Here is a 26,066-nt window from a genome sequence, read left to right as displayed (position 1 = left end):
TCGCCGGATAATAAAAAACCCGCCGCAGCGGGTCTTTCATCAGTGCAATCACTCGACTTTGTCGGGATACTCACAGAGATCTTCAATCAGGCAGGAGCCACAGCGGGGTTTACGCGCCACGCAGGTGTAGCGGCCGTGCAGAATCAGCCAGTGATGGCAATCAACCTTATACGCCGCCGGAACCACCTTCAGCAGCTTCTGCTCCACCTCTTCCACATTCTTACCCGGCGCAAATTTCGTCCGGTTGCTGACGCGAAAGATATGGGTATCGACGGCAATCGTCGGCCAGCCAAAGGCGGTGTTGAGCACCACATTGGCGGTTTTACGGCCGACACCGGGCAGAGCTTCCAGTGCCGCACGATCTTCCGGCACTTCGCCGTTGTGCTGCTCAAGCAGAATGCGGCAGGTTTTAATCACATTTTCCGCTTTGCTGTTAAACAGGCCGATGGTTTTAATGTACTCCTTCACGCCATCCACACCCAGCGCCAGCATCGCGGCAGGCGTATTGGCCACCGGATAGAGCTTTGCGGTGGCTTTGTTCACGCTGACATCGGTCGCCTGCGCCGAGAGCAGCACCGCGATCAGCAACTCAAACGGCGTGCTGAAGTTGAGTTCGGTGGTCGGATGCGGATTATTCTGCTGCAGCCGACGGAGAATTTCGGTGCGTTTGGTCTGATTCACACCGGTTTCCCGACAGCGTCCTGAGGCGGCGCGGTTTCAGCCGCCTGAGCACGCAGTGCTGCCCGCTGTTTCATCTTCTGATCGATCAGATATTTTCCGGCCAGCATCATGCCCAGGCCGATAAAGGCGCCTGGCGGCAGCATCGCCAGCAACATTGGCGAGTCGAAATGGACCACTTCGATACGCAGAGACTTCGCCCAGGGACCGAGCAGCTGGTCGGCACCGTTAAACAGCGTGCCACTGCCGATAATTTCGCGCAGCGATCCCAGCACCACCATGGCGCAGGTCGCGCCCATGCCGATGGCGAAGCCATCCAGCGCGGCAAGCGGGATGCTGCTTTTAGAGGCGACGGCTTCAGCACGACCGACCACGATACAGTTGGTCACGATCAGCGGGATAAAAATCCCCAGCGACTGATAAAGACCATAGGCATAGGCGTTGATCAGCATCTGTACACAGCTCACTACCGAGGCGATGATCATCACATAAATCGGGATACGAATTTCCGATGGCACCCAGCGGCGCGAGGCGGAAATAAAACTGTTGGTCAGGGTCAGCACCAGCGTGGTCGCCAGGCCTAAACCCAGCGCGTTGGTGGCGGTCGCCGTGACCGCCAGCAGCGGACAGAGGCCCAGCAGCTGCACCAGCGCTGAGTTGTTCTTCCATAATCCACCGACCAGCAGGCTTTTAGCTTCACTCATTTGCATCTCCACATACCGGTAACGAAGAGAGTCTCTCCGGAAGTGTTTTCATTAACAGCGCGGTGCGTTTGGTTGCATTGACCACCGCGCGTGGGGTAATGGTGGCACCGGTGAACTGATCGAATTCACCGCCATCTTTTTTAACCGCAAAAGCTTTATCCGCCGGACCATGAACCACTTTGCCATTAAAGCTGTTGATCCAGTCAGAGATACGCAGTTCGATCTTATCCCCCAGACCGGGCGTTTCGTGGTGTTCAATCACCCGCACGCCCAATACTTTACCCTGGAAATCGGCACCGACCAGCATCTGTATCGCACCAGAATAGCCGTCAGGTGCAGTCGTCTCCAGTGCAGCCGCGACCGGCTGGCCGCCTTTGCGCGCCAGGAAGAGATGATGCGGCGCACTGTTGCCCAGCGCTGCATCCGTGACAACGTAACAGTCCTGCTGGATGTTGTTGTCATAAAGCTCAACAGGCACCACTTGGTCCAGCAGGTTTTTCTGCTGCAACAGGGTCTGATGTTCCACCGTCGGCTTGGTTACCGTATTTACCACTGCCGTGGCGGCGGTAGTGATCGCAGCAAAAATCGCCAGCGTAACCCCGTTTTTGCGAATCGTCTCCAGCATCGCTTAATCCTTCTGATGGCCGTAAACGCGCGGCTGGGTGTAGTAATCGATGAGCGGCACACAGATGTTCGCCAGCAGCACAGCAAACGCTACGCCATCGGGATAACCGCCAAAACTGCGGATCAGCCAGACCAGCAGTCCAATCAGCGCGCCATACACCAGGCGGCCACGGTTGGTGGTTGAAGCGGTCACCGGATCGGTGGCAATGAAGAACGCACCCAGCATGGTGGCACCGGAGAAAAGATGAATCAGCGGGCTGTTCAGCGATTCTGGTGAGAAGAACCAGCCCAGCGTCGCGCAGAAGGCCAGTGACAGCAGCATGGCGGCAGGGACATGCCAGCGGATAGCATTTTTCCAAAGCAGGAACAGGCCGCCGGCCAGATAACCCACGTTAACCCACTGCCAGCCGAGGCCCGCCAGCACGCCGCTGTAAATCGGCTGCGCCAGCAGATGTTCAGCACTGTGCCCCGCGCGTAAACCGGTTTTAAACGTATCAAGCGGCGTCGCCTGGCTGATGCCATCAACACCCATCTGTAACTGCTGCATGGTTTCACCCGCCAGCGTGTGGCCCTGGAACACCATGCTCAGGCTGTCCATCAGCCCGGGTTTGATCGCCTGAAGCGTATCGGGCGGCAACCAGCTGGTCATCTGCACCGGGAAGGAGATGAGCAGGACCACATAGCCGACCATCGCCGGGTTAAACGGATTCTGGCCCAGTCCGCCATAGAGCTGCTTCGCAATGACGACAGCAAACAGGGTACCGATCACCACCAGCCACCACGGCGCCAGCGGCGGCAGGCTGATACCGATCAGGACGGCGGTCAGCAGCGCCGAGTTATCTGCCAGGGTGCTGGCAACGGGCGCTTTGCGCAGTCGCAGAATCGCTGCCTCTGTCAGCCAGGCGGTCAGCGTCGCCAGTAAGACCTGTAAAAAGGTGCCGTAGCCAAAGAAATAACACTGTGCAGCAAAACCTGGCACCGCGGCCAGCACCACCAGCAGCATGATATTGCCGGTGCTGCGGCGATTATGGGTGTAAGGAGAACTTGCGATACGAAAAGCCATTTAATCCTCAAGCGTCGTAGACGACTGCGCTTTACGCGCTTTGGCACGGGCGATGGCGGCAGCAATAGCGGCCTTGCGCGCATCATCGGGTTGATTCAGTTCAGGTGCCTGTTCAGGTTCTGCATTGGCGTTGTTTGCCTGCTCCTGGGCCTGCTCCGCTTTATCCACCGCAAAATGCGCGGCGGTAGCCAGTGCTGCGGCATCACGTGAAGCGGCATCCGCCTCACTTTCCGCCTGAGCGGCTTTCTTCGCTTTGGCGCGGGCGATGGCGGCCTGAATCGCGGCTTTACGCGGATCGGTCTCAGCGGCGGCGTCATGTGCGGCGTCTGCAGTGCTGTCGGTTGCGGCCTGTGGTGCCTCGGCATTTTCAGCCTGTGCGGCTTTCTTCGCTTTGGCACGGGCGATGGCAGCCTGAACCGCGGCTTTACGCGGATCGCTTTCAGCGGCGGCGTCCGGCGCGGCGTCTGCAGTGCTGTCGGTTGCGGCCTGTGCCTCGGCGTTTTCAGCCTGTGCGGCTTTCTTCGCTTTGGCGCGGGCGATGGCGGCCTGAACCGCGGCTTTACGCGGATCGCTTTCAGCGGCGGCGTCTGCAGCGCTGTCGGTTGCGGCCTGTGGTGCCTCGGTGCCTTCAGCCTGAGCGGCTTTCTTCGCTTTGGCGCGGGCGATGGCGGCTTCTACTGCCGATTTACGCGGATCGACACTGGCCTCAGCCTGGTTATCCGCCGCATCAACCGGCACTGTTTTCTTCGCTTTCGCCCGGGCAATAGCCGCTTCAACTGCCGCTTTACGCGGATCGACGGTCTGACGCGTCACCGGCTGGGTTTCAGCCTGCGCCTCGGCCTGACGCAGACGCGCCTGCGCATGGCGGGCTTCACGCTGGGCTTCAAGCGTTGCCTCATCCGGTTCGGCCGCCTGACGGGCTTTCACCCGTGCTTTAGCCGCAGCCAGTTCGCTGGTATCGGTGCGGGCAACGCGTTGTTTCGCCTCTTCATGACGCGCTTCACGAGCCTGCTTTTCACGCTCCAGTCGCGCCTGGCGTGCTTCGAAGCGTGCTTTGGCTTCCAGCGTGCGTTTCGCTTCCAGATCGATGGCGCGCAGTTCCGCTTTTTCCTGACGGTAATATTGCACCAGCGGAATATTGCTCGGGCAGACATAGGCGCAGGCACCACATTCGATGCAGTCATGAATATGGTGAGCGCGCGCTTTATCGTGATCGCCGCCCTGGCTGTACCAGTAAAGCTGCTGCGGCAGCAGTTTGGCCGGACAGGCATCGGCACAGGCTGAACAGCGAATGCAGGACTGCTCTTCGTCGTTGTTGCCCATTTCACTGGCAGATGGAGCCAGAATACAGTTGGTGATCTTCACCACCGGCACATCCAGCGATGGCAGAGTAAAGCCCATCAGCGGACCGCCCATGATCACCATCTGACGCGGCGCAGGCGTGAACCCGACCTGGTGTAACAGATGGCTGATCGGGGTGCCGAGACGACTCCAGACGTTACGCGGCTGGGCAATCGCCTCGCCGGTCAGCGTCACAACGCGTTCGGTGATCGGTTCACCATTGATAATGGCCCGCTTAACCGCCCAGGCGGTGCCGACGTTCTGCATCAGCACGCCGATATCGGAGGAACGCCCGCCGTGCGGCACTTCCTTCCCGGTCAGGATGCGGGTCAACTGCTTGGCACCGCCGGAGGGATATTTGGTCGGGATGACCCGGATGTGCAGATCACGCTCGCTACCCAGCGCCTGCTTCAGTGCGGCAATGGCTTCAGGCTTGTTATCTTCAATGCCAATCAGCACCTGTTCAGCCTGTAACACCCAGGCGAGAATACGGCTGCCTTCCAGGACTTCGGCAGCGTAGTCCTGCATCAGACGATCGTCAGCGGTGATATAAGGTTCACACTCCGCCGCGTTAATAATCAGGGTTTTAACCCCGCGGAGGCCGCCCTTCAGTTTGGTGGCGGTGGGGAAACCCGCGCCGCCGAGACCGGCGATGCCGGCGTCGTGAATGCGCTGAACAATGTCGGCGCGCGGATGCTGACGGTAGTCAGGCAGCGGATCCAGCGGCATCCAGCGGTCGTCGCCATCTGGCGTCAGGAAAATGCAAAGCTCAGAGAGACCAGAAGGGTGCGCGGTCATATGCTGACCGATATCTTCAATCACGCCGGAGGTGGGCGCATGGACTGGCAGCATGCGGCCAGTGCCAAATGTCAGAGGCTGACCGCGCAGCACTTTGTCGCCAGGCGCAACGCAGATCTCACCTTCATGTCCGATATGCTGTTTCAGTGGGATAATAAAACGGTGTGGCAACGGCAGTTCGCTGAGCGGCGTGCCGTTGGACTGGGTTTTCATTTCAGGCGGATGAATACCGCCCTGAAAATCCCAGACCTTCTCTTTTTTCAGGAAGTTAAACAGATTAAGCATGAGTTTCTACCGGGATCACCCGTACAGGAATGGTATTTAAATCCCACTTCCAGTTAGCTGGCGTGGTGGCAACCGGACGCATTTCAATACAGTCAGTCGGGCAGGGCGCGACACAGAGATCGCAGCCGGTGCAGACATCGCTCAGCACGGTGTGCATGGCGCGGGTTGCCCCGACAATCGCATCCACCGGACAGGCCTGAATACATTTGGTGCAGCCAATGCAGTTGGCTTCATCAATAAACGCCACGGTGCGCACCGGCTCTTTCGCCGTTTCGTCGCCATCAATCGGCTGCGGTTCAACGTTAAGCAGGGCTGCCAGCTTGAGCATGGTCTGCTCACCACCTGGCGCGCATTTATTGATCGCTTCACCATTGTTACCGACCGCATCCGCATAGGGACGACAACCCGGATAGCCACACTGACCGCACTGGCTCTGCGGCAGGATGGCATCAATCTGCTCAACGATAGGATCTTCTTCGACCTCAAAGCGGCGCGAGGCGTAACCCAGCAGCGCGCCGAACACCAGGCTCAGCGCACTTAATACGGCAACAGCAATCCAGATCGCGGTCATCAGAATTTCACCAGACCGCTGAAGCCCATAAACGCCAGCGCCATCAGGCCCGCGGTAATCAGGGCGATGGAGTTGCCTTTAAACGGGGCAGGAACATTAGCCAGCACCAGCCGCTCGCGCATACCGGCGAACAGCACCATCACCAGCGAGAAGCCGATAGAGGCACTGAAACCATACAGCGCGGCCTGCATAAAGGTGTGGTTAAGGTTGACGCTCAGCAGAGGTACGCCCAGCACCGCACAGTTGGTGGTGATCAGCGGCAGAAAGATACCCAGCAGACGATAGAGCGACGGGCTGGTTTTACGCACCACCATTTCGGTGAACTGCACCACGACGGCGATCACCAGGATATAGGCCATGGTACGCAGATAGACCAGATCCAGCGGCAGCAGGATCAGATGGTTGACCAGCCATGCGCAGATCGAGGCCAGGGTAATGACGAATGTCGTGGCGAGGCCCATGCCAATCGCCGTTTCCAGTTTTTTGGAAACGCCCATAAAAGGACACAGGCCGAGAAACTTCACTAATACGAAGTTATTCACCAGCACGGTGCCAACAAAGAGAAGCAGATAATCGGTCATTTTTTCGCCTGGGAGCCAGAAAGCGGCTTATTATCATTGATAGCGCGGCGTATCTCAACACCTGCGCCATCTGCTGAGCGGCAGACCGCACTCAGAATTAAATTCCTGACATAACTCACAGCGTTATGGCGCGATAAAGGTCGTTTTTACCCGTTTTGAGCGTTTGAAGTAGGGCGCAAACACCGCAGCGGCCAGCAGCGACAGCAGTAATGTCTGTAGGGCACGGCTATCGGTAACCGGCGTAAAGGCAAAGGTTTTCAGCGCCAGCAGCACGGTAATCAGCAGCCAGAGCAGGTAGTGACGCGGCAGGCGGCGGGAGCGCTTAAAGAACAGCCAGCTGATCCAGAGACTATAGGCCCAGACCGCCACGGCGGTGAGCAGGGAAATAGCCCAGTAAGAGAAGAGTGTGCTGCCGTGAGAAAACAGCGCCACACGCCATTCCGGATTAAACAGTGGTGTCAGATACATCGCCAGCACCAGAACGGTGGTTAACAGGGTCATTATCAGCCAGGCCAGCGGCAGCAAAAGCCAGCCACCAATACGCGGCGCAGCAACCTGTTCATTCATCGTGGTTATTCCTGTCTCGGGGAGTCGAAGCGCAGCAGAATAACATGTCCAGAGGGGCACGCCCATCCGGACAAGATCAGCGGGATAAATCGCGATAAATCAGCCGGAAATCAGACCACGTAGCGCCACACCGTTTTAGGGACACAGCCGAGATCATATAACCGTCCGCCAGAGACCAGTTCAGCACGTCGGTGATCGGCAGCCCGGTACATATTGATGATTTCCAGATCATTCGTCAGGGAGTAATTAAGATGATCGAAAAGCTTTTCCAGACTGTCTGAATTATTTACTTTGCGGAATTTAAGCAGGTAATCGTGCGCAGTCATCATTGCCATAACAGATAGAAGTAACAAAGGAGTGCTCAGTATAGGGGGCAAGCTTATGCTGTCCAGATCATGCGGCTTAAAAAAGGCGAAAATCAGATAAAAGCACCTTATTAGTCACTAAAACTCCATATCTGGCTTTTTTACTATTGCCTGAGCCAGCAACTCAGCGTCTCTATCTTAAACGCCTCACTAACTTATTATGGACAGAGCCGGCATAAAGCGTTTAAAAGCAGAGGTTAAATATTATTTTTTTTCTTATTCAGCGCTGACAATGCATTAGTGGCTTCTTTCTCACCCTTTTAGCCCAAAAAAATTAACCATTCTGCACTTAGTGCCAGAGAAACGTTTCGCCCCTGACTCAGGCCAGCGATCTACTGTGCGGACTATCACAAATCCCATTTTTTGTTCATCGCAGGCCGGATAACCCGTTTTGTACGCCTGGCTGTAATCGTTTCCAGTGGCAGTAAGCATAAGCGATTCTGTTTATTACAATTATTTAACGAGCAGATTTTTTCTACTCAGCCGTTTTATCCATAACTCCCTCGTCAGTCAAACCGTGTGACTACACGTAACCCCTTTAAATTGCTCTGTTTTGTGAAGTGTGTCGCCATTATGCACGCTTTTTTAGTCCAGTCTAAGCAGGCTCTCTACCCTAAACAGCAAACGCCTTTCAGAGGATTAAAAACTATGTGGAAACGTTTACTTCTGACCACGCTGGTCAGCGCCGCGTTAACCGGCCCGGTACTCGCTGCAGATATGACGGTCGGCTTCTCGCAGGTAGGTTCGGAATCTGGCTGGCGTTCGGCGGAAACCAACGTAGCGAAAAGCGAAGCCAAAAAACGCGGAATCACCCTGAAAATCGCCGACGGACAGCAGAAACAAGAGAATCAGATCAAGGCGGTACGTTCGTTCATCGCTCAGGGCGTTGATGCCATCTTCATCGCACCGGTGGTGCAGACCGGCTGGGAGCCGGTACTGGAAGAAGCCAAAGATGCCAAAATCCCGGTTTACCTGCTGGACCGCGCCATTGTGGTAAAAGACAAATCGCTCTATCAGGCGGTGGTGACGGCTGACAACGTGCTGGAAGGCAAGCTGATTGGCGACTGGCTGGTGAAAACCGTGGGCGACAAGCAGTGTAACGTGGTGGAACTGCAGGGCACGGTGGGTGCCAGCGTGGCAATCGATCGTAAGAAAGGCTTTGCTGAAGCGATCAGCAACCATCCAAACATTAAAGTGATCCGCTCGCAGTCGGGTGACTTTACCCGCAGTAAGGGTAAAGAGGTGATGGAGAGCTTTATCAAGGCGGAGAACAACGGCAAAAACATCTGCATGGTTTACGCGCATAACGATGATATGGCGATCGGTGCCATTCAGGCGATTAAAGAAGCTGGCCTGAAACCGGGCAAAGATATTCTGACCGGCTCGATTGATGGTGTACCGGATATCTATAAAGCGATGCTGGCGGGTGAGGCTAACGCCAACGTGGAGCTGACGCCAAACATGGCTGGCCCGGCGTTTGATGCGCTGGAAAAATTCAAGAAAGATGGCACGCTGCCGCCAAAAGTGATCAAGACCGAATCTAAGCTGTTCCTGCCTGCCGACGCGCAGAAGGAGCTGGATACCAAAAAAGGCATGGGTTACTGATTCACCGATCAGCCGCAGACCAGCCGCAGACCGCCCTACGGGGCGGTTTTTCATGACGTGAGGCGGAGTGAGCAGAATGACCACGCAAAATGAAACACCGCTGTTATCCATCAGCGGCGTCAGCAAAGGTTTTCCCGGCGTCAAAGCGCTGAATAATGTTTCCTTTGATATCCGTAAAGGGGAGATCATGGCGCTGCTGGGGGAGAACGGTGCCGGCAAATCCACCCTGATTAAAGTGCTGACCGGTGTTTACAGCCGTGATGCAGGGACTATCACCCTGAATGGTGAGCCGATTACGCCGCATAATACGGCGCAGGCGCAGGAGATGGGCATCGGCACCGTTTATCAGGAAGTAAATATGCTGCCGAACATGTCGGTGGCAGATAACCTCTATATTGGCCGCGAACCACGCCGCTTTGGCATGATCGACCGTCGCCGGATGGTGCGGGAGGCCGATGCGCTGATGCGGAACTATGGTTTTTCCCTTGATGTGACACGTCCGCTGGGCCACTACTCGGTGGCGATGCAGCAGATTATCGCCATCTGCCGCGCGGTCGATCTTTCCGCCCAGGTTTTGATCCTGGATGAGCCGACAGCCAGTCTGGATGCCAGCGAGGTTGAGATGCTGTTTACCCTGATGGCGCAGTTAAAAGCCAAAGGGATGAGCCTGATTTTTGTGACGCACTTTCTCGACCAGGTGTACCGCATTACTGACCGGATTACCGTGCTGCGTAACGGGCAATTTATCGCCACCCGCGATACCGCCACGCTGCCGCAGATTGAGCTGATTAAGCTGATGCTGGGTCGCGAACTGCTGGAGACGGCGCTGCAGCGGCAGGGCAGCACGCTGCGCAGCAATCAGCCGGTGGTGTCGTTTGAGGATTACGGCAGGAAAGGCACCATCGAGCCCTTTAACCTGGAAGTTCGTCCAGGCGAAGTAGTGGGACTGGCGGGGCTGCTGGGTTCGGGCCGCACCGAAACCGCCGAGGTGTTGTTTGGTATTCGTCGTGCCGACCGAGGAACAGCGAAGATCAAAGGCAAGGTGCAGCGCATTACTAATCCGGCGAAAGCCTCGCAGCTGGGCATGGGTTTTTGCCCGGAAGATCGTAAGACTGACGGGATTATCGGCGCGGCCTCGGTTCGTGAAAATATTATTCTGGCGTTGCAGGCGCAGCGCGGCTGGCTACGGCCAATTAAGAAGCGTGAGCAGCAGGCGATTGCCGATCGTTTTATCAAGAGTCTGGGTATTCGTACGCCGCATGCAGAGCAGCCTGTGGAGCTGTTATCGGGCGGCAACCAGCAGAAGGTGCTGCTGTCGCGCTGGCTGGTGACCAAACCGCAGTTTTTAATCCTCGACGAACCGACGCGCGGCATTGATGTGGGCGCGCACGCCGAGATTATCCGTTTAATTGAATCCCTGTGCGCCGATGGTCTGGCGCTGCTGGTGATCTCCTCTGAACTCGAAGAGCTGGTCGGTTATGCCGATCGGGTGTTGATTATGCGCGATCTGAAGCAGGTGGCAGAAATTCCGCTGGAGCAGCTTTCGGTAGCGTCGATCGTCAATGCTATCGCGGACGGAGGGGTAAAACATGCTTGAGTCCCCTATGACATCTGAAAAAACGCCACGTCGTAAGCTGAAACTCCCGCCAGGGATGCCGCAAATCGCCGCGCTGCTGTTGGTGCTGTTGATTGACAGTCTGGTGGCCAATAACTTTTTTGCCGTGCATCTGCAGGATGGGCGTCTGTTCGGCAGTCCGATCGATATTCTTAACCGTGCGGCACCGGTTGCCCTGCTGGCGATCGGGATGACGCTGGTGATCGCCACCGGCGGCATCGATCTTTCCGTGGGTGCGGTGATGGCGATAGCAGGCGCGACGGCTGCGACATTGACCGTAGCCGGACACGGTGTGCCGTTTATTATTCTCTGCACGCTGGGAACCGGTTTAGCCTGTGGCGTATGGAATGGCGTGCTGGTGGCGCTGCTGCGTATTCAGCCATTTGTTGCCACGCTGATTCTGATGGTCGCCGGGCGCGGAATCGCTCAGCTGATTACGCAGGGGCAGATTGTGACGTTCGACAGTGACAGTCTTGGCTGGTTTGGTAACGGCTCGCTGTGGATGTTGCCGGTCCCGGTCTGGATCACACTGGTGGTAGCGCTGGCGGTCTGGTTGCTGACGCGCAAAACCGCGCTGGGTCTGTTTATCGAAGCCGTGGGGATTAACCTGCGCGCGGCCCGTAACGCGGGTGTGACAGGCTGGCTGGTGGTGATGTCAACCTACGCCATAAGTGGCGTTTGTGCCGCTGTTGCGGGGCTGATCGTCGCGGCGGATATACGCGGTGCGGATGCCAATAACGCCGGATTATGGCTGGAGCTGGATGCGATTCTCGCCGTGGTGATCGGCGGTGCGTCGCTGATGGGTGGCCGCTTTAATCTGGTGTTGTCGCTGATCGGTGCGCTGATTATTCAGTCGATGAATACCGGGATTTTGCTCTCCGGCTTCCCGCCTGAGCTGAATCAGGTGGTGAAAGCGGTGGTGGTGATGTGCGTGCTGTTGCTGCAGTCACCACGGTTTATTGCGATGTTGAAACGGAGACGCCCGACATGATTAAACGTCATCTTCCGCTGATGATCACCTTGCTGGTGTTTGTGGCGGGTTACCTGTTTTGTCTGAGTCAGTTTCCGGGCTTTGCCTCCACCCGGGTAATCTGCAATATCCTGACCGATAATGCTTTTCTTGGGATTATCGCCGTCGGCATGACCTTCGTGATTTTATCGGGCGGTATCGATCTGTCTGTGGGTGCAGTGATCGCCTTTACCGGCGTGTTTCTTGCCCGGGCGATCGGTGATTTTCATATCGATCCCTTGCTGGCCTTTGCGCTGATTCTGTCGCTGGGCGCGCTGTTCGGGGCCATGATGGGCTGGCTGATCGATGCGCTGAAGATTCCGGCATTTATCATTACGCTGGCGGGGATGTTTTTCCTGCGCGGATGCAGTTATCTGGTGTCGGAGAACTCAATTCCTATCGATCATCCGTTCTACAGCATGCTTTCCAGTCTGGCGTGGAAAGTGCCGGGCGGTGGGCGTCTCAGTCTGCTGGCGGTGATTATGCTGGTGGTGGTGTTTGGCGGGATTATTCTGGCGCACCGCACGCGCTTTGGTAACCGGGTTTACGCTATTGGTGGCAATATGACATCCGCCCAGCTGATGGGCGTTTCGACCCGTGCGACCACCATTAAGATTTATATGCTTTCCACCACGCTGGCGACGCTGGCCGGGATCGTGTTCTCAATTTATACCTCGGCAGGTTATGCGCTGGCAGGGCTGGGTGTAGAGCTGGATGCGATCGCGTCAGTGGTGATTGGCGGCACGCTGCTGTCGGGTGGTGTGGGTACAGTTTTGGGCACGCTGTTCGGTGTGTTGATTCAGGGGCTGATTCAGACCTGGATTAACTTCGACGGTACGCTGAGTTCCTGGTGGACCAAGATCGCCATCGGAATTCTGCTGTTTGCGTTTATCGCCCTGCAGCGGTTACTGACGGTCATCTGGGATCGTCAGCAGAACGCGCCCGTTAAGCGATTACCTTCCTGAGTTCTTCAGTACTCCGGTCAATGGCGGCTCGCAGGAGCCGCCTTTTACTGCGCCAGAGGCAGCACCATTACCGTGACTTCTTCACCCGCTATTTGCCGCTGTTCCACTGCCTGCCATCCTGAACGCTGATAGTACGCCTGTTGATCGGGTGTATAGAGCCACAGTTCGCCCATCTGCTGTTGTCTGGCTCGCGCAATCGCCTGCTGTATTAACGCTTTTGCCACGCCCTGACCCCGGAATGCTTTGTCCGTCACCACCTCACCAATCCAGAATTCTCGTGCCGGAATGTCATCCAGTTCATAGCGAATGACGCTACAGGTCGCGACCACCGTTTCGCCATCCGGTGTGGCAATAAGAGTAAATTCTGCCGAAGGTTTCTGATTGCGCTGTTTTAAACGCTCAAGGATGGCAGGCGGGTGAGACCATGCAGGAAGGTGTGACCATTCAGTGTGCAACAGTTGTGCAGTTTGTCCGGCGAAGCCGGGATGTTGGTTTAGCTCGGCAATGTGCATGGCGCTGGCGACCTTTGTTTTTGTCAGGTTACAAGCAATACAGGCTGGTGGGGGAAAGTGCAAGTTCAAGAAAGGGTTAAGTTATAGCAAAGACTTAGGTTCTCTTTTGTATGACAGCAAAAACAATCGCTATTGGATTTAGGTGCAAGGTCAGGAAAGGTATGCCTGATCGCAAAGGATTCCCGCATCCATGCGGATCGGCCGCGCCATCCCTGGCGCGGACGCTTTGCTCTTCAGGCATATCTTTCCTTCCCGATTGGGCTGATGCATCGCTTTAGGAAGCAGGACACTGGATATTTCTATTGATGGTGGATTAATACAAATTGCTGTTGGCTGATGAGAAAGGTCAGGAAAGATATGCCTGATCGCAAAGGATTCCCGCATCCATGCGGATCGGCCGCGCCATCCCTGGCGCGGACGCTTTGCTCTTCAGGCATATCTTTCCTTCCCGGTTGGGCTGATGCATCGCTTTAAGAAGCAGGACAGTGGATATTTCTATTGATGGTGGATTAATTCAAATTGCTGTTGGCTGATGAGAAAGGTCAGGAAAGATATGCCTGATCGCAAAGGATTCCCGCATCCATGCGGATCGGCCGCGCCATCCCTGGCACGGACGCTTTGCTTTTCAGGCATACCTTTCCTTCCCGATTAGGCTTAATCATTGCTTTTAAAAACATGCGAGAAAGTATTAATAAGGGGTAGATAACGAGCAGTAAATTAAGGTGTTCGCCGCATGGAATTTTCAATTCCCGACTGAATAGCACAGTATTTATCAAAAACTGATGCCGCATAATCCTGCGTCGGCCGTTTCATTAACTTACTTAAGAGCGCTGTTAATTAAAAAATTGAACAGCGCCCTTTAGTTATTAACGTTTCAAACGGTAATACGCTTCGTTCCAGCGCAGTGCGTCTTTAAACGCAGGTAAACGCGTGTGCTCATCAATCACCAGCACTTCAATGTCGTTCATCTCACCGTACAGATACATATCATCCAGCGTCAGCGCCTGGCTGAACACCGTATGGTGCGCGCCTCCGCCCAGAATCCACGCTTCGGAGGCCGTTGCCAGTGACGGCTGGGCTTTCCACAGTGCGCGCGCAACCGGCAACTTCGGCAGCGGTTTCGGCTGTTCGATAGCATCCACCACGTTAACCAGCAGACGGAAACGATCACCCATATCAATTACGCTGGCGTTAATCGCGCGACCCGCTGGCGTGGAGAAAATCATGCGCGCCGGGTCGGCTTTATCACCAATGCCCAGGAACTGCACATCGATCAATGGCTTCTCTTCAATGGCAATTGACGGGCAGACCTCCAGCATATGCGAGCCGAGGACCAGATCGTTACCGGGTGAGAAGTGATAGGTGTAATCCTCCATAAAGGAGGTGCCACCTTTGCGATCGCCAGCCAGCACTTTGAAAATACGCAGCAGCGCAGCGGTCTTCCAGTCACCTTCACCTGCGAAGCCATAACCCTGACCCATCAGACGCTGAACCGCCAGACCTGGCAACTGCGTCATGCCGTGCAGCGTCTGGAAGTTGGTGGTGAAAGCGTGGCAGCCTTCTGCTTCCAGGAAACGTTTCAGACCCAGCTCAATGCGCGCGGCATCCAGCACGTTCTGACGCTTTTCGCCGCCGGAAGCGGCAACATCGGTAAAGCGATACAGGCTTTCATATTCGTCGACCAGCGCATTCACGTCGCCATCGCTGACGCCATTGATCACCTCAACCAGATCGCCGACGCCCCAGCCATTCACCGAATAACCGAACTGAATCTGCGCGGCGACTTTATCGCCTTCGGTCACGGCCACTTCACGCATGTTGTCGCCAAAACGCGCAACTTTCAGCTGCTGACTGGCCTGTTTTGTCAGTGCTGCACGCATCCAGTTGCCGAGGCGCTGCTGGCTGGCGCTATCCTGCCAGTGACCGGTCACCACGCTGTGCTGCAGGCCCATACGGGCGCCGATGAAACCGAACTCGCGGCCGCCGTGTGCGGTCTGGTTCAGGTTCATAAAGTCCATGTCCATGCTGTCCCACGGAATCTCCGCATTGAACTGGGTATGGAATTGCAGCAGCGGCTTATTCAGCACGCTCAGACCACCGATCCACATTTTGGCCGGGGAGAAGGTGTGCAGCCAGGTAATAATACCGACGCACTCCTTGTCATAATTGGCGTCGCGACACAGAGCCAGCGCTTCATCCGGTGACTTAACCAGCGGTTTCAGCTCCAGACGCAGCGGTAAACCGGCCTGATTTAAACCCTCTACCACCTGACGTGCATTCTGTTCAACCTGGCGTAACGTCTCCGCCCCGTAGAGGTGCTGCGTGCCGATGACAAACCACACGCTGTAGCTGTTTGACTGTTCCATAAAATCACTCCTTTACTTTGAGCCTACCTCAATAGGCTATTTTATTTGTCAGTCTGAACCTGGGCAGTGCTCACACAGGCTGCTTTAGCAACCTGAACGCCCGTCAGGGCGGCCCTGAAAGGGCGAGCGTAGCGAGTCATCCTCACGTACTCCGTGTACTACAGATTGTTCCGCGCTGTCCGTGTCCAGACTGCCTGCAACATTACGCCTGCTGAGATAGGCTCTTAGCGGAAGCGGGGCGTGCGGCGTATTGCGGTTCAGCCGCCACGCACCATTGTTGATAGCGTTGATAAAGTTGTTGATAGCGTGCGACGCGCGCCGGATCGGGCTGCAGCGTCACGGCAATCGGGCTGGCCATCACCTGCTGGGCGTCGGGAACGCTGGCGTGCACACCGGCGGCGACGGCGGCGAAAATGGCCGCACCCAGCGCACAGCACTCGTCAGAAGCGACGATATCCAGTGGGCGGTTCATCACATCGCAGCAGGCCTGCATAATCGCCGGGGATTTCCGCGCGATGCCGCCCAGGGTCAGAATGCTCTCGACCGGGATCTGCTGTTGCTCGAAGCACTCCATAATTGCGCGTGCACCAAATGCGGTGGCGGCGACCAGACCACCAAACAGGGCGGGGGCATCGGTGCCCAGATTGAGGTCGGTAATCACCCCTTTCAGCCGCTGATTGGCATTTGGCGTGCGGCGACCGTTAAACCAGTCCAGCACCACCGGCAGATGGTCGAGCTGCGGGTTTGCGGCCCAGGCCTCGGTCAGATCTTTAATCAGACTCTTTTGCATCTCAGCCAGCTGAGGCTTCAGCTCCGGATGCTGCTGCGCCGCCAGCTGCAGCGGCCAGCCCAGTAAACGGCTGAACCAGGCGTAGATATCACCAAAGGCAGACTGACCCGCCTCCAGCCCGATAGCGCCTGGCATTACGCTGCCATCGACCTGACCACAGATGCCTTTGATGTCGCGATCGCCGACCTTTTCACTATCCGCAATCAGGATGTCGCAGGTCGAGGTGCCGATCACTTTCACCAGGGTATAGGGTTTGGCACCGCCACCGACCGCGCCCATATGGCAGTCAAATGCGCCACCCGAAAGCGTCACGGTTTGCGTCAGGCCAAGACGCTGCGCCCATTCAGGGCTAAGCGTGCCGACAGGCAGATCAGCGGTCCAGGTATCGGTAAACAGGGGAGAGTCGAGCTGTTGCGTTAACAGCGGGTCCAGCGCATTGAGAAAATCCACATCGGGCAGACCGTTCCAGTCGCCGTGCCACAGCGCCTTGTGCCCGGCCGCACAGCGCCCCCGACGCAATTTGTCAGGTGCGGTGGTGCCGCTTAACAGGGCTGGCACCCAGTCGCACAGCTCGACCCAGGAGACAGCGGCGTCACGCACGGCCGCATCTTCACGCGACACGTGCAGAATCTTCGCCCAGAACCACTCTGAGGAGTAAATTCCGCCAATATAGCGGCTGTAATCCTGGAAGCGGCCGCTGTGGCACAGCTGATTGATCTCTTCCGCTTCTTCTATAGCGGTGTGATCTTTCCACAACACAAACATCGCGTTGGGGTTGTCGGCGAACTCCGGACGCAGCGCCAGCACGTTGCCGTCGCGGTCAATAGGGGCAGGGGTCGAACCGGTGCTGTCAACACCAATGCCGACCACGGCGTTGCGCTGATCTTCACTCAGTGCATTCAGCACGCCGAGCAGCGCCTGCTCCATGGCGTCGATGTAATCCTGTGGATGGTGACGAAAACGGTTAGTGTGCGGATCGCTGTATAAGCCCTGTTGCCAGCGCGGATAGCTGAACACCGCACTCTGCAGCTCTTTGCCGCTATGACAATCCACGGCCAGCGCACGCACCGAATCACTACCAAAGTCCAGCCCAAGGGTGATGGCTCCAGCACGCATCGGAATCTCCTGTAGTTAGTTAACTCCTGTATCCTGGGTTCGGCGCGCCAAATCAGTTAGTCATCGCTGGCTGACAATATGCACTTTTCTGTCATCGGCAGTGATTTTGTGATCCATTGCAAAAGTTAAGGTCCGGTTAAATTTGCTGAATATATGGATCATTTTGTCGTGATTTTAAGATGTGATACCGCTCTACATTTTTCTTCGCTAATACCGCTAAAACTAGCCCAGCGTCTGGACAGTCTGTCAGCACATGCCAGCCTAACGCACTGATTTATGGCTGTACCCACAAAACAAAACAAACTGGTAGCGTTTACACCGATTCGTTATTAGCAGCGAAAAATAACCTGGTACCGGAGAGCATCATGCATAAATTCACTAAAGCGTTCGCGGCCATCGGCCTGGCAGCGGTTATGTCACAATCCGCTATCGCCGAGACCATGAAGCTGGGATTCTTAGTCAAGCAACCAGAAGAACCCTGGTTCCAGACTGAATGGAAATTCGCCGACAAAGCGGGCAAAGATCTTGGCTTTGATGTCATTAAAATTGCCGTGCCGGATGGTGAAAAAACCCTGAATGCCATCGACAGCCTGGCGGCTAACGGCGCGAAAGGTTTTGTTATCTGTACGCCCGATCCGAAACTCGGCTCTGCCATCATGGCAAAAGCGCGTGGCTACGGTCTGAAAGTCATCGCGGTCGATGACCAGTTCGTCACCGCCAAAGGCAAACCAATGGATACCGTGCCGCTGGTGATGATGGCTGCGACCAAAATTGGTGAGCGTCAGGGTCAGGAACTCTATAAAGAGATGCAGAAACGCGGCTGGGATGTGAAAACCACCGGCGTGATGGCGATTACCGCTAACGAACTCGACACTGCTCGTCGTCGTACCGGCGGCTCCATGGACGCCATCAAAGCCGCTGGCTTCCCGGCAGCGCAGATCTACCAGGTCCCCACCAAATCTAACGACATCCCTGGCGCGTTTGACGCCGGTAACTCTCTGCTGGTTCAGCATCCTGAAGTCAAACACTGGCTGATTGTCGGCATGAACGACAACACCGTGCTGGGCGGCGTGCGTGCGACCGAAGGTCAGGGCTTTAAAGCCGCTGACGTCATCGGTATCGGCATCAACGGCGTGGATGCCATCAGTGAACTGTCGAAAGAGAAGGCAACCGGCTTCTACGGATCGCTGCTGCCAAGCCCGGATATCCACGGCTACAAAAGCAGCCAGATGCTCTACAACTGGGTCAGCAAAGGTGAAGAGCCACCGAAATTCACCGAAGTTACCGATGTGGTGCTGATCACCCGTGACAACTTCAAAACTGAACTGGCGAAAAAAGGACTGATGTAACCCTGAGCCTGCCAGGCAGTTTGTCGCCTGGCATCCTTAATAGCCAATTTCGCGCCGCCCGCCATAACCGGCCGGTGGCGCGAAAGAGTGAGGAAAAACATGAACACTGATTCAGCATTTCTGTCGTTTCATGGCATCAGTAAAACCTTCCCTGGCGTCAAAGCGTTGCAGGATATCTCCTTCGACTGCCGTGGCGGTGAAGTCCATGCTCTGATGGGCGAGAACGGCGCAGGCAAATCGACGCTGTTAAAAATACTCAGCGGCAGTTATCAGCCGAGCGGCGGTGAGATTCGTATTAAAGGCCAGCCGATGAGCTTTCAGCGCACCACCGATGCGCTGGACGCGGGCGTCGCCATTATTTACCAGGAACTGCATCTGGTGCCGGAAATGAGCGTGGCAGAGAACATCTATCTCGGTCAGATCCCGCACAAACATGGGCTGGTCAACCGTAAGCTGATGCGTTTTGAGGCGGGCCTGCAACTGAAAAATCTCGGCATGGATATCGATCCCGATATGCCGCTGAAATATCTGTCGCTGGGGCAGTGGCAGATGGTGGAGATTGCCAAAGCGCTGGCGCGTAACGCGCGTATTATCGCCTTTGATGAGCCAACCAGCTCACTTTCAGCGCGTGAAATCGACAACCTGTTCCGCGTCATCCGTCAGCTCCGTGAGGAGGGCCGGGTGGTGCTCTACGTTTCACACCGCATGGAGGAGATCTTCGCCCTCAGCGATGCCATCACCGTCTTTAAAGATGGCCGCTACGTGCGGACGTTTACCGATATGGCCAACACCCATCACGACGATCTGGTGCAGGCGATGGTGGGACGAAACCTCGGTGATATCTATGGCTATTCACCGCGTGCCAAAGGCGCGGTGCGGCTGGAGCTGGACAAGGTCGAAGCGAAGGGCGTGCGGACGCCGATTTCGCTGAAAGTCCATGCCGGTGAAATCGTCGGCCTGTTTGGCCTGGTCGGTGCCGGTCGCAGTGAACTGCTGAAAGGGCTGTTTGGCGGCACGCGTCTGCGCGGCGGTCAGGTGATTCTGGACGGCAAACCGCTGCCGCTGCGGGAGCCGATCGATGCCATCCGTGCGGGCATCATGCTCTGCCCGGAAGATCGCAAAGCCGAGGGCATTATTCCGGTGCATTCGGTGCGCGACAACATCAACATCAGCGCCCGTCGTCATAACCTTACTGCGGGCTGCCTGATTAAAAACGGCTGGGAAAATAAAAATGCCGACAGCCATATCCGCTCGCTGAACATCAAAACGCCCAGCGCCGATCAGCTGATCATGAACCTTTCCGGCGGCAACCAGCAGAAGGCGATTCTGGGACGCTGGCTGTCAGAGGATATGAAAGTGATCCTGCTGGATGAGCCAACGCGCGGTATCGATGTCGGTGCCAAGCATGAAATCTATAACCTGATTTATCAGCTGGCGAACCGGGGCATTGCGGTGCTGTTCGCCTCCAGCGATTTACCGGAAGTGATGGGCCTGGCCGATCGCATCGTGGTGATGCGCGAAGGTGCCATTGCCGGTGAACTGCTACACGACGACGCCACGGAACAGCAGACGCTGAGCCTGGCGATGCCCAAAACCACTCAAGCGGCCGCCGTGGCCTGACAGGAGATCATCATGGCTTCATCCACGACCTCAAATACGCCGCAGCCCGCTTCACGCGGCGGCCTGCAGTTAGGTCGCATCTGGGACAACTTCGGCATGCTGGTGGTATTTGCACTGCTGTTTATTGTCTGTGCGATTTTTGTGCCGAACTTCGGCTCGTTTATCAATATGAAAGGCTTAGGGCTGGCGATGTCGATGTCCGGCATGGTCGCCTGCGGCATGCTGTTCTGTCTGGCTTCCGGTGATTTTGACCTGTCGGTCGCTTCCGTCATCGCCTGTGCGGGTGTGGTTACCGCCGTGGTGATTAACATGACCGAAAGCCTGTGGATTGGTGTGGGTGCCGGCCTGGTTCTCGGTATGATCACCGGCTTTATCAACGGCTTTGTCATTGCCCGACTCAAGATCAATGCGCTGATCACCACGCTGGCGACCATGCAGATTGTCCGCGGCCTGGCCTATATCTTCTCTGACGGTAAAGCGGTCGGTATCGAAGATGAGCGCTTCTTTGAACTGGGCTTTGCTAACTGGCTTGGCGTGCCCGCACCCATCTGGCTGACTCTGGCCACCATGCTGATCTTCGGCTTCCTGCTCAACAAAACCACCTTTGGCCGTAACACCCTGGCAATTGGCGGCAATGAAGAGGCGGCGCGACTGGCCGGTGTGCCGGTGGTGCGCACCCGCATCATCATCTTTATCCTCTCCGGTCTGGTTTCAGCGGCGGCGGGCATCATCCTGGCGTCACGTATGACCAGCGGCCAGCCAATGACCTCCATCGGCTATGAGCTGGTGGTGATTTCTGCCTGCGTGCTGGGTGGCGTTTCGCTGAAGGGTGGCATCGGTAAAATCTCCTATGTGGTGGCAGGGGTGCTGATCCTCGGAACGGTAGAGAATGCGATGAATTTATTGAATATCTCGCCATTCTCACAGTATGTGGTACGCGGTCTGATACTGTTAGCTGCGGTGATTTTTGACCGTTACAAACAGAAAAAAGCCTGATTGAGCGAGCCGTTGGTCCGCAGAGGCAGAAGCCTCTGCGGGCTATCCGAACAATAACAGACTGAGTGAGGACGCTATGTATCACCGTGAATTACCGGCCGAGCAGCAAAACCCCTTGTTGCCGGGCTATTCATTCAATGCCTGGCTGGTGGCGGGGCTGACGCCCATCACCGCAGATGGCCCGCTCGATTTCTTTATCGATCGCCCGCACGGCATGAAAGGTTACATTCTGAATCTCACTATTAAAGGTAAAGGGCGGGTATTTGACGGCGAGCGGGCATTTGACTGCGAACCTGGCGAAATGCTGCTGTTTCAGCCGAAAACGGCTCACTATTATGGTCGCGCGCCGGACAGCCCGCAGTGGTTTCACCGCTGGGTCTATTTCCGTCCGCGCGCCTACTGGCACGACTGGCTGCGCTGGCAGGATGAGCAGGAGGGCGTGGGACGACTGCTGCTGCCTGAATCGCTGCGTGGCGAATTTGATCGCCTGTTTGCCAGTATCGAACAGACCCACAATTCGGGCCGTCGCTTTGCAGAAGAGCTGGCGATGAACCTGCTGGAACGGCTGCTGCTGCGCGCCGTTGAAGAAGATCCACGCAGCCATCAGTTAATTCGCGATCCGCGCGTGATTGAAGCCTGCCAGTACGTCACCAACCATCTCGCCAGCGAGGTTAAGATTGAAGAGGTGGCGCGCCACGTCTGTCTGTCGCCGTCGCGGCTGGCGCACCTGTTCCGCGAGCAGATGGGTGTGAACCTGCTGCGCTGGCGTGAAGATCAGCGTGTAATCCGCGCGAAACTGCTGCTGCAGACCACCCAGGAACCGATCGCCTCGGTAGGACGTGAAGTGGGCTATGACGATCAGCTCTACTTCTCGCGGGTGTTCCGCAAGCGGGTCGGCGTCAGTCCCAGCGACTTCCGCCGCCGTAATCAGGATGCGCACGACAGCCTGGCCGCTCAGACCGCCTGGCCGCTGGCGCGAAGTGCTATCTCTTAGTTTTTTCGGGGAATTCCGGCTTGTCGTCATTTGGTTAATAGTCTTAAATCAATCAGGTTATCAACTAAGAGTCTGGTCAATCAGGCTCTGAGAGGAATCCAAATGAGCGATAAATTACGTGTTGGTCTGATCGGCTACGGTTTTGCCAGTAAAACGTTTCACGCCCCGCTGATTGCGGGGACGCCGGACGTTGAACTGGCAGCCATTTCCAGTAGCGACGCCAGCAAAGTCCACGCCGACTGGCCCGCCGTTAAGGTAGTGGCCGACCCTCAGGCGCTGCTGGACGACCCGACGCTGCAACTGATCGTTATTCCTACCCCCAACGACACGCACTTCCCGCTGGCAAAAGCAGCGCTGAACGCCGGTAAACATGTGGTAGTCGATAAGCCGTTCACCGTGACGTTGTCACAAGCACGTGAACTGGATGCGCTGGCGAAAGCCAAAGGGCTGCTGCTGTCGGTGTTCCACAACCGCCGCTGGGACAGTGACTTCCTGACGCTGAAATCGCTGATTGAGGCCGGTACGCTGGGTGAAGTGCGCTACTTCGAATCGCACTTTGACCGCTTCCGTCTGGAAGTGCGTAATCGCTGGCGTGAAATGAAAGGCGCAGGCAGCGGAATCTGGTATGACCTGGGGCCGCATCTGCTGGACCAGGCGCTGCAGCTGTTTGGCCCGCCGGTCGCTATCACGGTTGATCTGGCCGAGATGCGTCCGGGCGCGCAGACTACCGACTACTTCCACGCGACGCTGACTTATCCGCAGCGCCGTGTCGTGCTGCACGCCAGCATGCTGGTCGCGGCAGAATCTGCCCGTTATACCGTCCACGGCACGCGCGGCAGTTACGTCAAATATGGTCTTGATCCGCAGGAAGATCGCCTGAAGTCAGGTGACTTCCCGCCGCAGGAAGACTGGGGCTATGACATGCGTGATGGCACTCTGACGCTGGTTGACGGAGATTCCCTGACCGAAACGACCCAGCTGACCCAGCCAGGCAACTATCCCGCTTACTATGCAGGCATCCGCGATGCGATTGCCGGACGTGGTAACAATCCGGTGACAGCGGAAGAGGCGATTCATGTGATGGAGCTGATCGAGTTAGGTCTGCAATCTGCCGAGAAACGCCAGACGATGTCGCTGAAGCGCGTTTAATCGGTCGGTGCTTAAAACGCAATAAGTAAAAAAGCGAAACGGGCCGGATATCCGGCCCGTTTTTTGTCGCTACGCTTCAGGATTACTGCACCCGGGCGCGAAGAGCCGCTTTCTCTGCTTCGCTAAGGAACGCAATCGTCAGACCATTTTCCTGCGCCTGACGGATCTGCGCCGCGCTCAGACCGGCAGCCGGAGCGGCGTGATGATACTCATGCGCCAGTTCAATGCCCTGAACCGCCGGATCATCCGTGTTAATCGTCGCCAGAATGCCATGCTCCAGGAAGGTCTTCAGCGGATGCTGCGCCAGTGATGGCACGGTGCTGGTCTGGATATTGGAGGTCAGGCAGGATTCAATACCAATACGGTGCTCCGCCAGGAAATCCATCAGCGCGCGATCTTCAATCGCTTTCACGCCGTGACCGATACGTTCTGCACCCAGCTCCCGAATCGCCTGCCAGATGCTCTCGGGTCCGGCCGCCTCGCCCGCATGGACGGTCACGCGGAAACCGGCATCGCGCGCCTGGGTAAAGTGGCTCAGGAACTCGCTGCCCGGGAAGCCCAGCTCATCACCCGCCAGATCGACCGCGGTGATGTGATCACGATGGGCAAGCAAACCTTCCAGTTCGCTGAGGCAGGCATCTTCGCCAAAGGTACGACTCATGATACCGATCAGACGCACGTCGATATCGTGCTGCTGACGGCCTGCGCGCACGCCCTCAATTACCGCTTCAACCACACCGGCAATCGGCAGGTTGTGGGTCATCGCCATATAACCAGGGGAAAAACGCAGTTCAGCATAGTGAATGCCCGCGCGGGCGGCATCTTCGACATTCTCCTGCGCGATCCGGCGGCAGGCATCCAGATCACCCAGCACTTTCACACCCCAGTCGAGCTTCTGCAGGAAACTCACCAGGTCCGGCTCATTCTGGCCGACCTGCACATGCGGACGCAGCGTCTCCAGCGTGGAAGCAGGCAGGGCGAGGTTAAACTGGCGACCTAAATCGAGAATGGTTTGTGCACGGATGTTGCCATCAAGGTGGCGGTGAATATCAGTCAGAGGAATTTTAGAATCGATCATGGCGCACTCGCTCAGTTGTCGGTGAAGTGCAGAGCATTATAAAAATATCTTGCGCAACAGCGCCAGCTATTTGCGCAACAGCTGCGCCGGATGCTGCTTAATTACGCATAACCGGCGAGCAATGGTTGCCTCGCCGGTTAATGACAGCCCTGCAACTGATGGATCGCCGCAATCAGGCGTGAAACGCCCTCATCAACTTTGCTGCGCGGACAGCCAACGTTAAGACGCAAAAACCCTTTGCCTGCATCACCGTAGGTCGATCCGGGCATAATTGCGACCCGTTGCTGGATCAGCGCCTGTTGCAGGGCCTCTTCTGGAATGCCCAGCGGATTGATATCGAGCCAGGCGAGATAGGTCGCCTCGGGAATGTGCCAGTTCAGTGCGGGAAACTCAGCGTTAAGCCGATTGGCAACCAGTATGAAATTACCATAAAGATAGCTGCGCAGGGCATCCAGCCAGGGTGCGCCTTGTCGGTAGGCGGCAACGTGTGCCGTGACGGCCAGCACGGCCGGAGAAGAAAGTCCGTCAGCATTTTTCAGCGCCTGAAACCAGGCGGCTCTGTCTGCCGCATCCGGGATGATTCCCCACGCACCGGTCAGTCCCGGCACGTTGAAGCTTTTCGACGCCGAGGTAAACAGCGCCCAGTCACTGCGCGCCACGCTGGCCCACGGAGTATGGGGCTGATTACCCACTATCATATCCATATGAATTTCATCGCTGATCACCCGCACGCCGTGACGCTCGCAGAGCGCCGCCATCTGTTGCAGCTCAGCTGCTGTCCACACTTTACCGGTGGGATTGTGCGGGCTGCAGAGCAACAGGATTTTGCAGCGCGGGCGCGCCAGCCGCGTCTCCAGCGCGGCCATATCACATCGCCAGCTACCGTTATCCCGCTGCAGCGGCATCTCCAGTACCTGTCGCTGATTGCCGCGTACCGTTTTATAAAAAGCATCGTAGGCGGGAGTGTGGAGCACCACTTCATCATCCGGGTTGCTCCAGCGGCGCAGCATCTGCGCCACCATATAGATCACCGAGGGGCCATAAACCAGGCTGTCAGCATCGGGCTGGTAGCCGAAACGGCTGGACATCCAGTGGCAGCAGGCGGAAAGAAAATCATCATGCTGCCAGCGACTGTAACCCAACACGCCGTGTGCTACGCGCTGCGCCAGCGCCTGCTGAACCGCTGGCGCAGTTCTGAAGTCCATATCCGAAATAGTAAACGGCAGCAAATTGGGGACGCCAAAGCGGTCAGCCACGAAATCCCACTGGGTCGACCAGCTGCCGCGGCGATCGATGACTTCGTCAAAGTTAAACATTAATCGGCT

23 protein-coding genes are annotated in these 26,066 nt (G+C 56.6%); 9 read left to right on the top strand and 14 right to left on the bottom strand.

The window, feature by feature from the left end:
• Positions 1 to 48: 48 nt before the first annotated feature.
• The 9 genes from nth to ydgT form a co-directional block, all read right to left on the bottom strand.
• The gene (gene nth, locus ACXKZD_RS10495) at positions 49 to 681 is read right to left on the bottom strand and encodes an endonuclease III (RefSeq protein WP_010245402.1); all 633 of its coding nucleotides are present in this window, start codon (positions 679 to 681) and stop codon (positions 49 to 51) included.
• Positions 678 to 1,382 (bottom strand): electron transport complex subunit E, encoded by a 705-nt coding sequence (locus tag ACXKZD_RS10490; RefSeq protein WP_010245400.1) that lies wholly within the window; start codon positions 1,380 to 1,382, stop codon positions 678 to 680. Before ACXKZD_RS10490 ends, nth begins: the two co-directional genes overlap by 4 nt.
• Positions 1,375 to 2,007 carry an electron transport complex subunit RsxG gene (rsxG, locus tag ACXKZD_RS10485; protein WP_010245397.1) on the bottom strand — a complete coding sequence of 211 codons (633 nt, stop codon included), beginning with the start codon at positions 2,005 to 2,007 and terminating at the stop codon, positions 1,375 to 1,377. Before rsxG ends, ACXKZD_RS10490 begins: the two co-directional genes overlap by 8 nt.
• Before the next feature lie 3 nt (positions 2,008 to 2,010).
• Complete coding sequence (rsxD, locus tag ACXKZD_RS10480; protein ID WP_010670076.1) at positions 2,011 to 3,069, bottom strand: electron transport complex subunit RsxD; 1,059 nt, start codon at positions 3,067 to 3,069, stop codon at positions 2,011 to 2,013.
• Positions 3,070 to 5,493: an electron transport complex subunit RsxC gene (gene rsxC, locus ACXKZD_RS10475; RefSeq protein WP_488981587.1), complete on the bottom strand. Its 2,424-nt coding sequence runs from the start codon at positions 5,491 to 5,493 to the stop codon at positions 3,070 to 3,072.
• A complete protein-coding gene (gene rsxB, locus ACXKZD_RS10470) occupies positions 5,486 to 6,064 on the bottom strand; it encodes an electron transport complex subunit RsxB (RefSeq protein WP_010245386.1) in 579 nt (192 codons plus the stop codon). The genes rsxC and rsxB overlap by 8 nt, the downstream gene beginning before the upstream one ends.
• On the bottom strand, positions 6,064 to 6,645 hold the full coding sequence (gene rsxA / locus ACXKZD_RS10465; protein WP_003853423.1) for an electron transport complex subunit RsxA: 582 nt from the start codon (positions 6,643 to 6,645) through the stop codon (positions 6,064 to 6,066). The genes rsxB and rsxA overlap by 1 nt, the downstream gene beginning before the upstream one ends.
• 123 nt (positions 6,646 to 6,768) lie before the next feature.
• On the bottom strand, positions 6,769 to 7,212 hold the full coding sequence (locus tag ACXKZD_RS10460) for a DUF2569 domain-containing protein (protein WP_010245382.1): 444 nt from the start codon (positions 7,210 to 7,212) through the stop codon (positions 6,769 to 6,771).
• A gap of 110 nt (positions 7,213 to 7,322) precedes the next feature.
• Positions 7,323 to 7,538: a transcription modulator YdgT gene (gene ydgT / locus ACXKZD_RS10455; protein WP_003853427.1), complete on the bottom strand. Its 216-nt coding sequence runs from the start codon at positions 7,536 to 7,538 to the stop codon at positions 7,323 to 7,325.
• A gap of 687 nt (positions 7,539 to 8,225) precedes the next feature.
• On the opposite strand from ydgT, the gene ytfQ reads away from it, so the two are divergent.
• The 4 genes from ytfQ (at position 8,226) to yjfF (ending at position 12,771) form a co-directional block, all read left to right on the top strand.
• Positions 8,226 to 9,182 carry a galactofuranose ABC transporter, galactofuranose-binding protein YtfQ gene (ytfQ, locus tag ACXKZD_RS10450; protein WP_010245380.1) on the top strand — a complete coding sequence of 319 codons (957 nt, stop codon included), beginning with the start codon at positions 8,226 to 8,228 and terminating at the stop codon, positions 9,180 to 9,182.
• A 76-nt stretch (positions 9,183 to 9,258) separates the two neighbouring features.
• Complete coding sequence (locus ACXKZD_RS10445) at positions 9,259 to 10,779, top strand: sugar ABC transporter ATP-binding protein (protein WP_010245377.1); 1,521 nt, start codon at positions 9,259 to 9,261, stop codon at positions 10,777 to 10,779.
• On the top strand, positions 10,772 to 11,788 hold the full coding sequence (gene ytfT / locus ACXKZD_RS10440) for a galactofuranose ABC transporter, ATP-binding protein YtfT (protein WP_010245375.1): 1,017 nt from the start codon (positions 10,772 to 10,774) through the stop codon (positions 11,786 to 11,788). Before ACXKZD_RS10445 ends, ytfT begins: the two co-directional genes overlap by 8 nt.
• Entirely contained in the window at positions 11,785 to 12,771 is a 987-nt protein-coding gene (yjfF, locus tag ACXKZD_RS10435; RefSeq protein WP_010670080.1) for a galactofuranose ABC transporter, permease protein YjfF, read from the top strand. Before ytfT ends, yjfF begins: the two co-directional genes overlap by 4 nt.
• Positions 12,772 to 12,815: 44 nt before the next feature.
• Here the strand turns inward: yjfF and ACXKZD_RS10430 are convergent, their stop codons facing one another.
• The 3 genes from ACXKZD_RS10430 to ACXKZD_RS10420 all read right to left on the bottom strand — a co-directional run bounded on the left by ACXKZD_RS10430 (position 12,816) and on the right by ACXKZD_RS10420 (position 17,555).
• A complete protein-coding gene (locus tag ACXKZD_RS10430; protein ID WP_010670081.1) occupies positions 12,816 to 13,283 on the bottom strand; it encodes a GNAT family N-acetyltransferase in 468 nt (155 codons plus the stop codon).
• A gap of 866 nt (positions 13,284 to 14,149) precedes the next feature.
• On the bottom strand, positions 14,150 to 15,649 hold the full coding sequence (gene araA, locus ACXKZD_RS10425; protein WP_010670082.1) for an L-arabinose isomerase: 1,500 nt from the start codon (positions 15,647 to 15,649) through the stop codon (positions 14,150 to 14,152).
• A gap of 202 nt (positions 15,650 to 15,851) precedes the next feature.
• Positions 15,852 to 17,555, bottom strand: coding sequence for a ribulokinase (locus ACXKZD_RS10420; RefSeq protein ID WP_061703991.1), 1,704 nt, complete (start codon positions 17,553 to 17,555; stop codon positions 15,852 to 15,854).
• Between the two features lie 365 nt (positions 17,556 to 17,920).
• Between ACXKZD_RS10420 and ACXKZD_RS10415 the strand changes: the two genes are divergently transcribed.
• The 5 genes from ACXKZD_RS10415 to ACXKZD_RS10395 all read left to right on the top strand — a co-directional run bounded on the left by ACXKZD_RS10415 (position 17,921) and on the right by ACXKZD_RS10395 (position 23,663).
• On the top strand, positions 17,921 to 18,904 hold the full coding sequence (locus ACXKZD_RS10415) for an arabinose ABC transporter substrate-binding protein (protein WP_010245365.1): 984 nt from the start codon (positions 17,921 to 17,923) through the stop codon (positions 18,902 to 18,904).
• A gap of 99 nt (positions 18,905 to 19,003) precedes the next feature.
• Positions 19,004 to 20,524, top strand: a complete 1,521-nt coding sequence (araG, locus tag ACXKZD_RS10410) for an L-arabinose ABC transporter ATP-binding protein AraG (protein WP_010245364.1) — start codon at positions 19,004 to 19,006, stop codon at positions 20,522 to 20,524.
• Positions 20,525 to 20,536: 12 nt separating this feature from the next.
• On the top strand, positions 20,537 to 21,520 hold the full coding sequence (gene araH, locus ACXKZD_RS10405) for an L-arabinose ABC transporter permease AraH (protein ID WP_010245363.1): 984 nt from the start codon (positions 20,537 to 20,539) through the stop codon (positions 21,518 to 21,520).
• Positions 21,521 to 21,596: 76 nt separating this feature from the next.
• Entirely contained in the window at positions 21,597 to 22,514 is a 918-nt protein-coding gene (gene araC / locus ACXKZD_RS10400) for an arabinose operon transcriptional regulator AraC (protein WP_003853440.1), read from the top strand.
• Positions 22,515 to 22,616: 102 nt separating this feature from the next.
• The gene (locus ACXKZD_RS10395) at positions 22,617 to 23,663 is read left to right on the top strand and encodes an oxidoreductase (protein WP_010670085.1); all 1,047 of its coding nucleotides are present in this window, start codon (positions 22,617 to 22,619) and stop codon (positions 23,661 to 23,663) included.
• A gap of 82 nt (positions 23,664 to 23,745) precedes the next feature.
• On the opposite strand, the gene add is transcribed toward ACXKZD_RS10395, so the two are convergent.
• Positions 23,746 to 24,741 (bottom strand): adenosine deaminase, encoded by a 996-nt coding sequence (gene add / locus ACXKZD_RS10390; RefSeq protein WP_010245359.1) that lies wholly within the window; start codon positions 24,739 to 24,741, stop codon positions 23,746 to 23,748.
• Between the two features lie 137 nt (positions 24,742 to 24,878).
• Positions 24,879 to 26,057: a MalY/PatB family protein gene (locus tag ACXKZD_RS10385; RefSeq protein ID WP_192033644.1), complete on the bottom strand. Its 1,179-nt coding sequence runs from the start codon at positions 26,055 to 26,057 to the stop codon at positions 24,879 to 24,881.
• Positions 26,058 to 26,066 lie beyond the last annotated feature (9 nt).

It is taken from the genome of Pantoea sp. ABR1s, assembly GCF_057812235.1.
Note: the sequence above shows the minus strand (reverse complement) of the source record. Positions and strands in the feature narration are given on the sequence as shown.

What these genes read in the sequence shown, in the direction of transcription:
- ACXKZD_RS10490 (WP_010245400.1), bottom strand. Translation starts at nt 1,382, where the DNA reads ATGAGTGAAGCTAAAAGCCTGCTGGTCGGTGGATTATGGAAGAACAAC.
- rsxG (WP_010245397.1), bottom strand. Translation starts at nt 2,007, where the DNA reads ATGCTGGAGACGATTCGCAAAAACGGGGTTACGCTGGCGATTTTTGCT.
- rsxD (WP_010670076.1), bottom strand. Translation starts at nt 3,069, where the DNA reads ATGGCTTTTCGTATCGCAAGTTCTCCTTACACCCATAATCGCCGCAGC.
- rsxC (WP_488981587.1), bottom strand. Translation starts at nt 5,493, where the DNA reads ATGCTTAATCTGTTTAACTTCCTGAAAAAAGAGAAGGTCTGGGATTTT.
- rsxB (WP_010245386.1), bottom strand. Translation starts at nt 6,064, where the DNA reads ATGACCGCGATCTGGATTGCTGTTGCCGTATTAAGTGCGCTGAGCCTG.
- rsxA (WP_003853423.1), bottom strand. Translation starts at nt 6,645, where the DNA reads ATGACCGATTATCTGCTTCTCTTTGTTGGCACCGTGCTGGTGAATAAC.
- ACXKZD_RS10460 (WP_010245382.1), bottom strand. Translation starts at nt 7,212, where the DNA reads ATGAATGAACAGGTTGCTGCGCCGCGTATTGGTGGCTGGCTTTTGCTG.
- ydgT (WP_003853427.1), bottom strand. Translation starts at nt 7,538, where the DNA reads ATGACTGCGCACGATTACCTGCTTAAATTCCGCAAAGTAAATAATTCA.
- ytfQ (WP_010245380.1), top strand. Translation starts at nt 8,226, where the DNA reads ATGTGGAAACGTTTACTTCTGACCACGCTGGTCAGCGCCGCGTTAACC.
- ACXKZD_RS10445 (WP_010245377.1), top strand. Translation starts at nt 9,259, where the DNA reads ATGACCACGCAAAATGAAACACCGCTGTTATCCATCAGCGGCGTCAGC.
- ytfT (WP_010245375.1), top strand. Translation starts at nt 10,772, where the DNA reads ATGCTTGAGTCCCCTATGACATCTGAAAAAACGCCACGTCGTAAGCTG.
- yjfF (WP_010670080.1), top strand. Translation starts at nt 11,785, where the DNA reads ATGATTAAACGTCATCTTCCGCTGATGATCACCTTGCTGGTGTTTGTG.
- ACXKZD_RS10430 (WP_010670081.1), bottom strand. Translation starts at nt 13,283, where the DNA reads ATGCACATTGCCGAGCTAAACCAACATCCCGGCTTCGCCGGACAAACT.
- araA (WP_010670082.1), bottom strand. Translation starts at nt 15,649, where the DNA reads ATGGAACAGTCAAACAGCTACAGCGTGTGGTTTGTCATCGGCACGCAG.
- ACXKZD_RS10420 (WP_061703991.1), bottom strand. Translation starts at nt 17,555, where the DNA reads ATGCGTGCTGGAGCCATCACCCTTGGGCTGGACTTTGGTAGTGATTCG.
- ACXKZD_RS10415 (WP_010245365.1), top strand. Translation starts at nt 17,921, where the DNA reads ATGCATAAATTCACTAAAGCGTTCGCGGCCATCGGCCTGGCAGCGGTT.
- araG (WP_010245364.1), top strand. Translation starts at nt 19,004, where the DNA reads ATGAACACTGATTCAGCATTTCTGTCGTTTCATGGCATCAGTAAAACC.
- araH (WP_010245363.1), top strand. Translation starts at nt 20,537, where the DNA reads ATGGCTTCATCCACGACCTCAAATACGCCGCAGCCCGCTTCACGCGGC.
- araC (WP_003853440.1), top strand. Translation starts at nt 21,597, where the DNA reads ATGTATCACCGTGAATTACCGGCCGAGCAGCAAAACCCCTTGTTGCCG.
- ACXKZD_RS10395 (WP_010670085.1), top strand. Translation starts at nt 22,617, where the DNA reads ATGAGCGATAAATTACGTGTTGGTCTGATCGGCTACGGTTTTGCCAGT.
- add (WP_010245359.1), bottom strand. Translation starts at nt 24,741, where the DNA reads ATGATCGATTCTAAAATTCCTCTGACTGATATTCACCGCCACCTTGAT.
- ACXKZD_RS10385 (WP_192033644.1), bottom strand. Translation starts at nt 26,057, where the DNA reads ATGTTTAACTTTGACGAAGTCATCGATCGCCGCGGCAGCTGGTCGACC.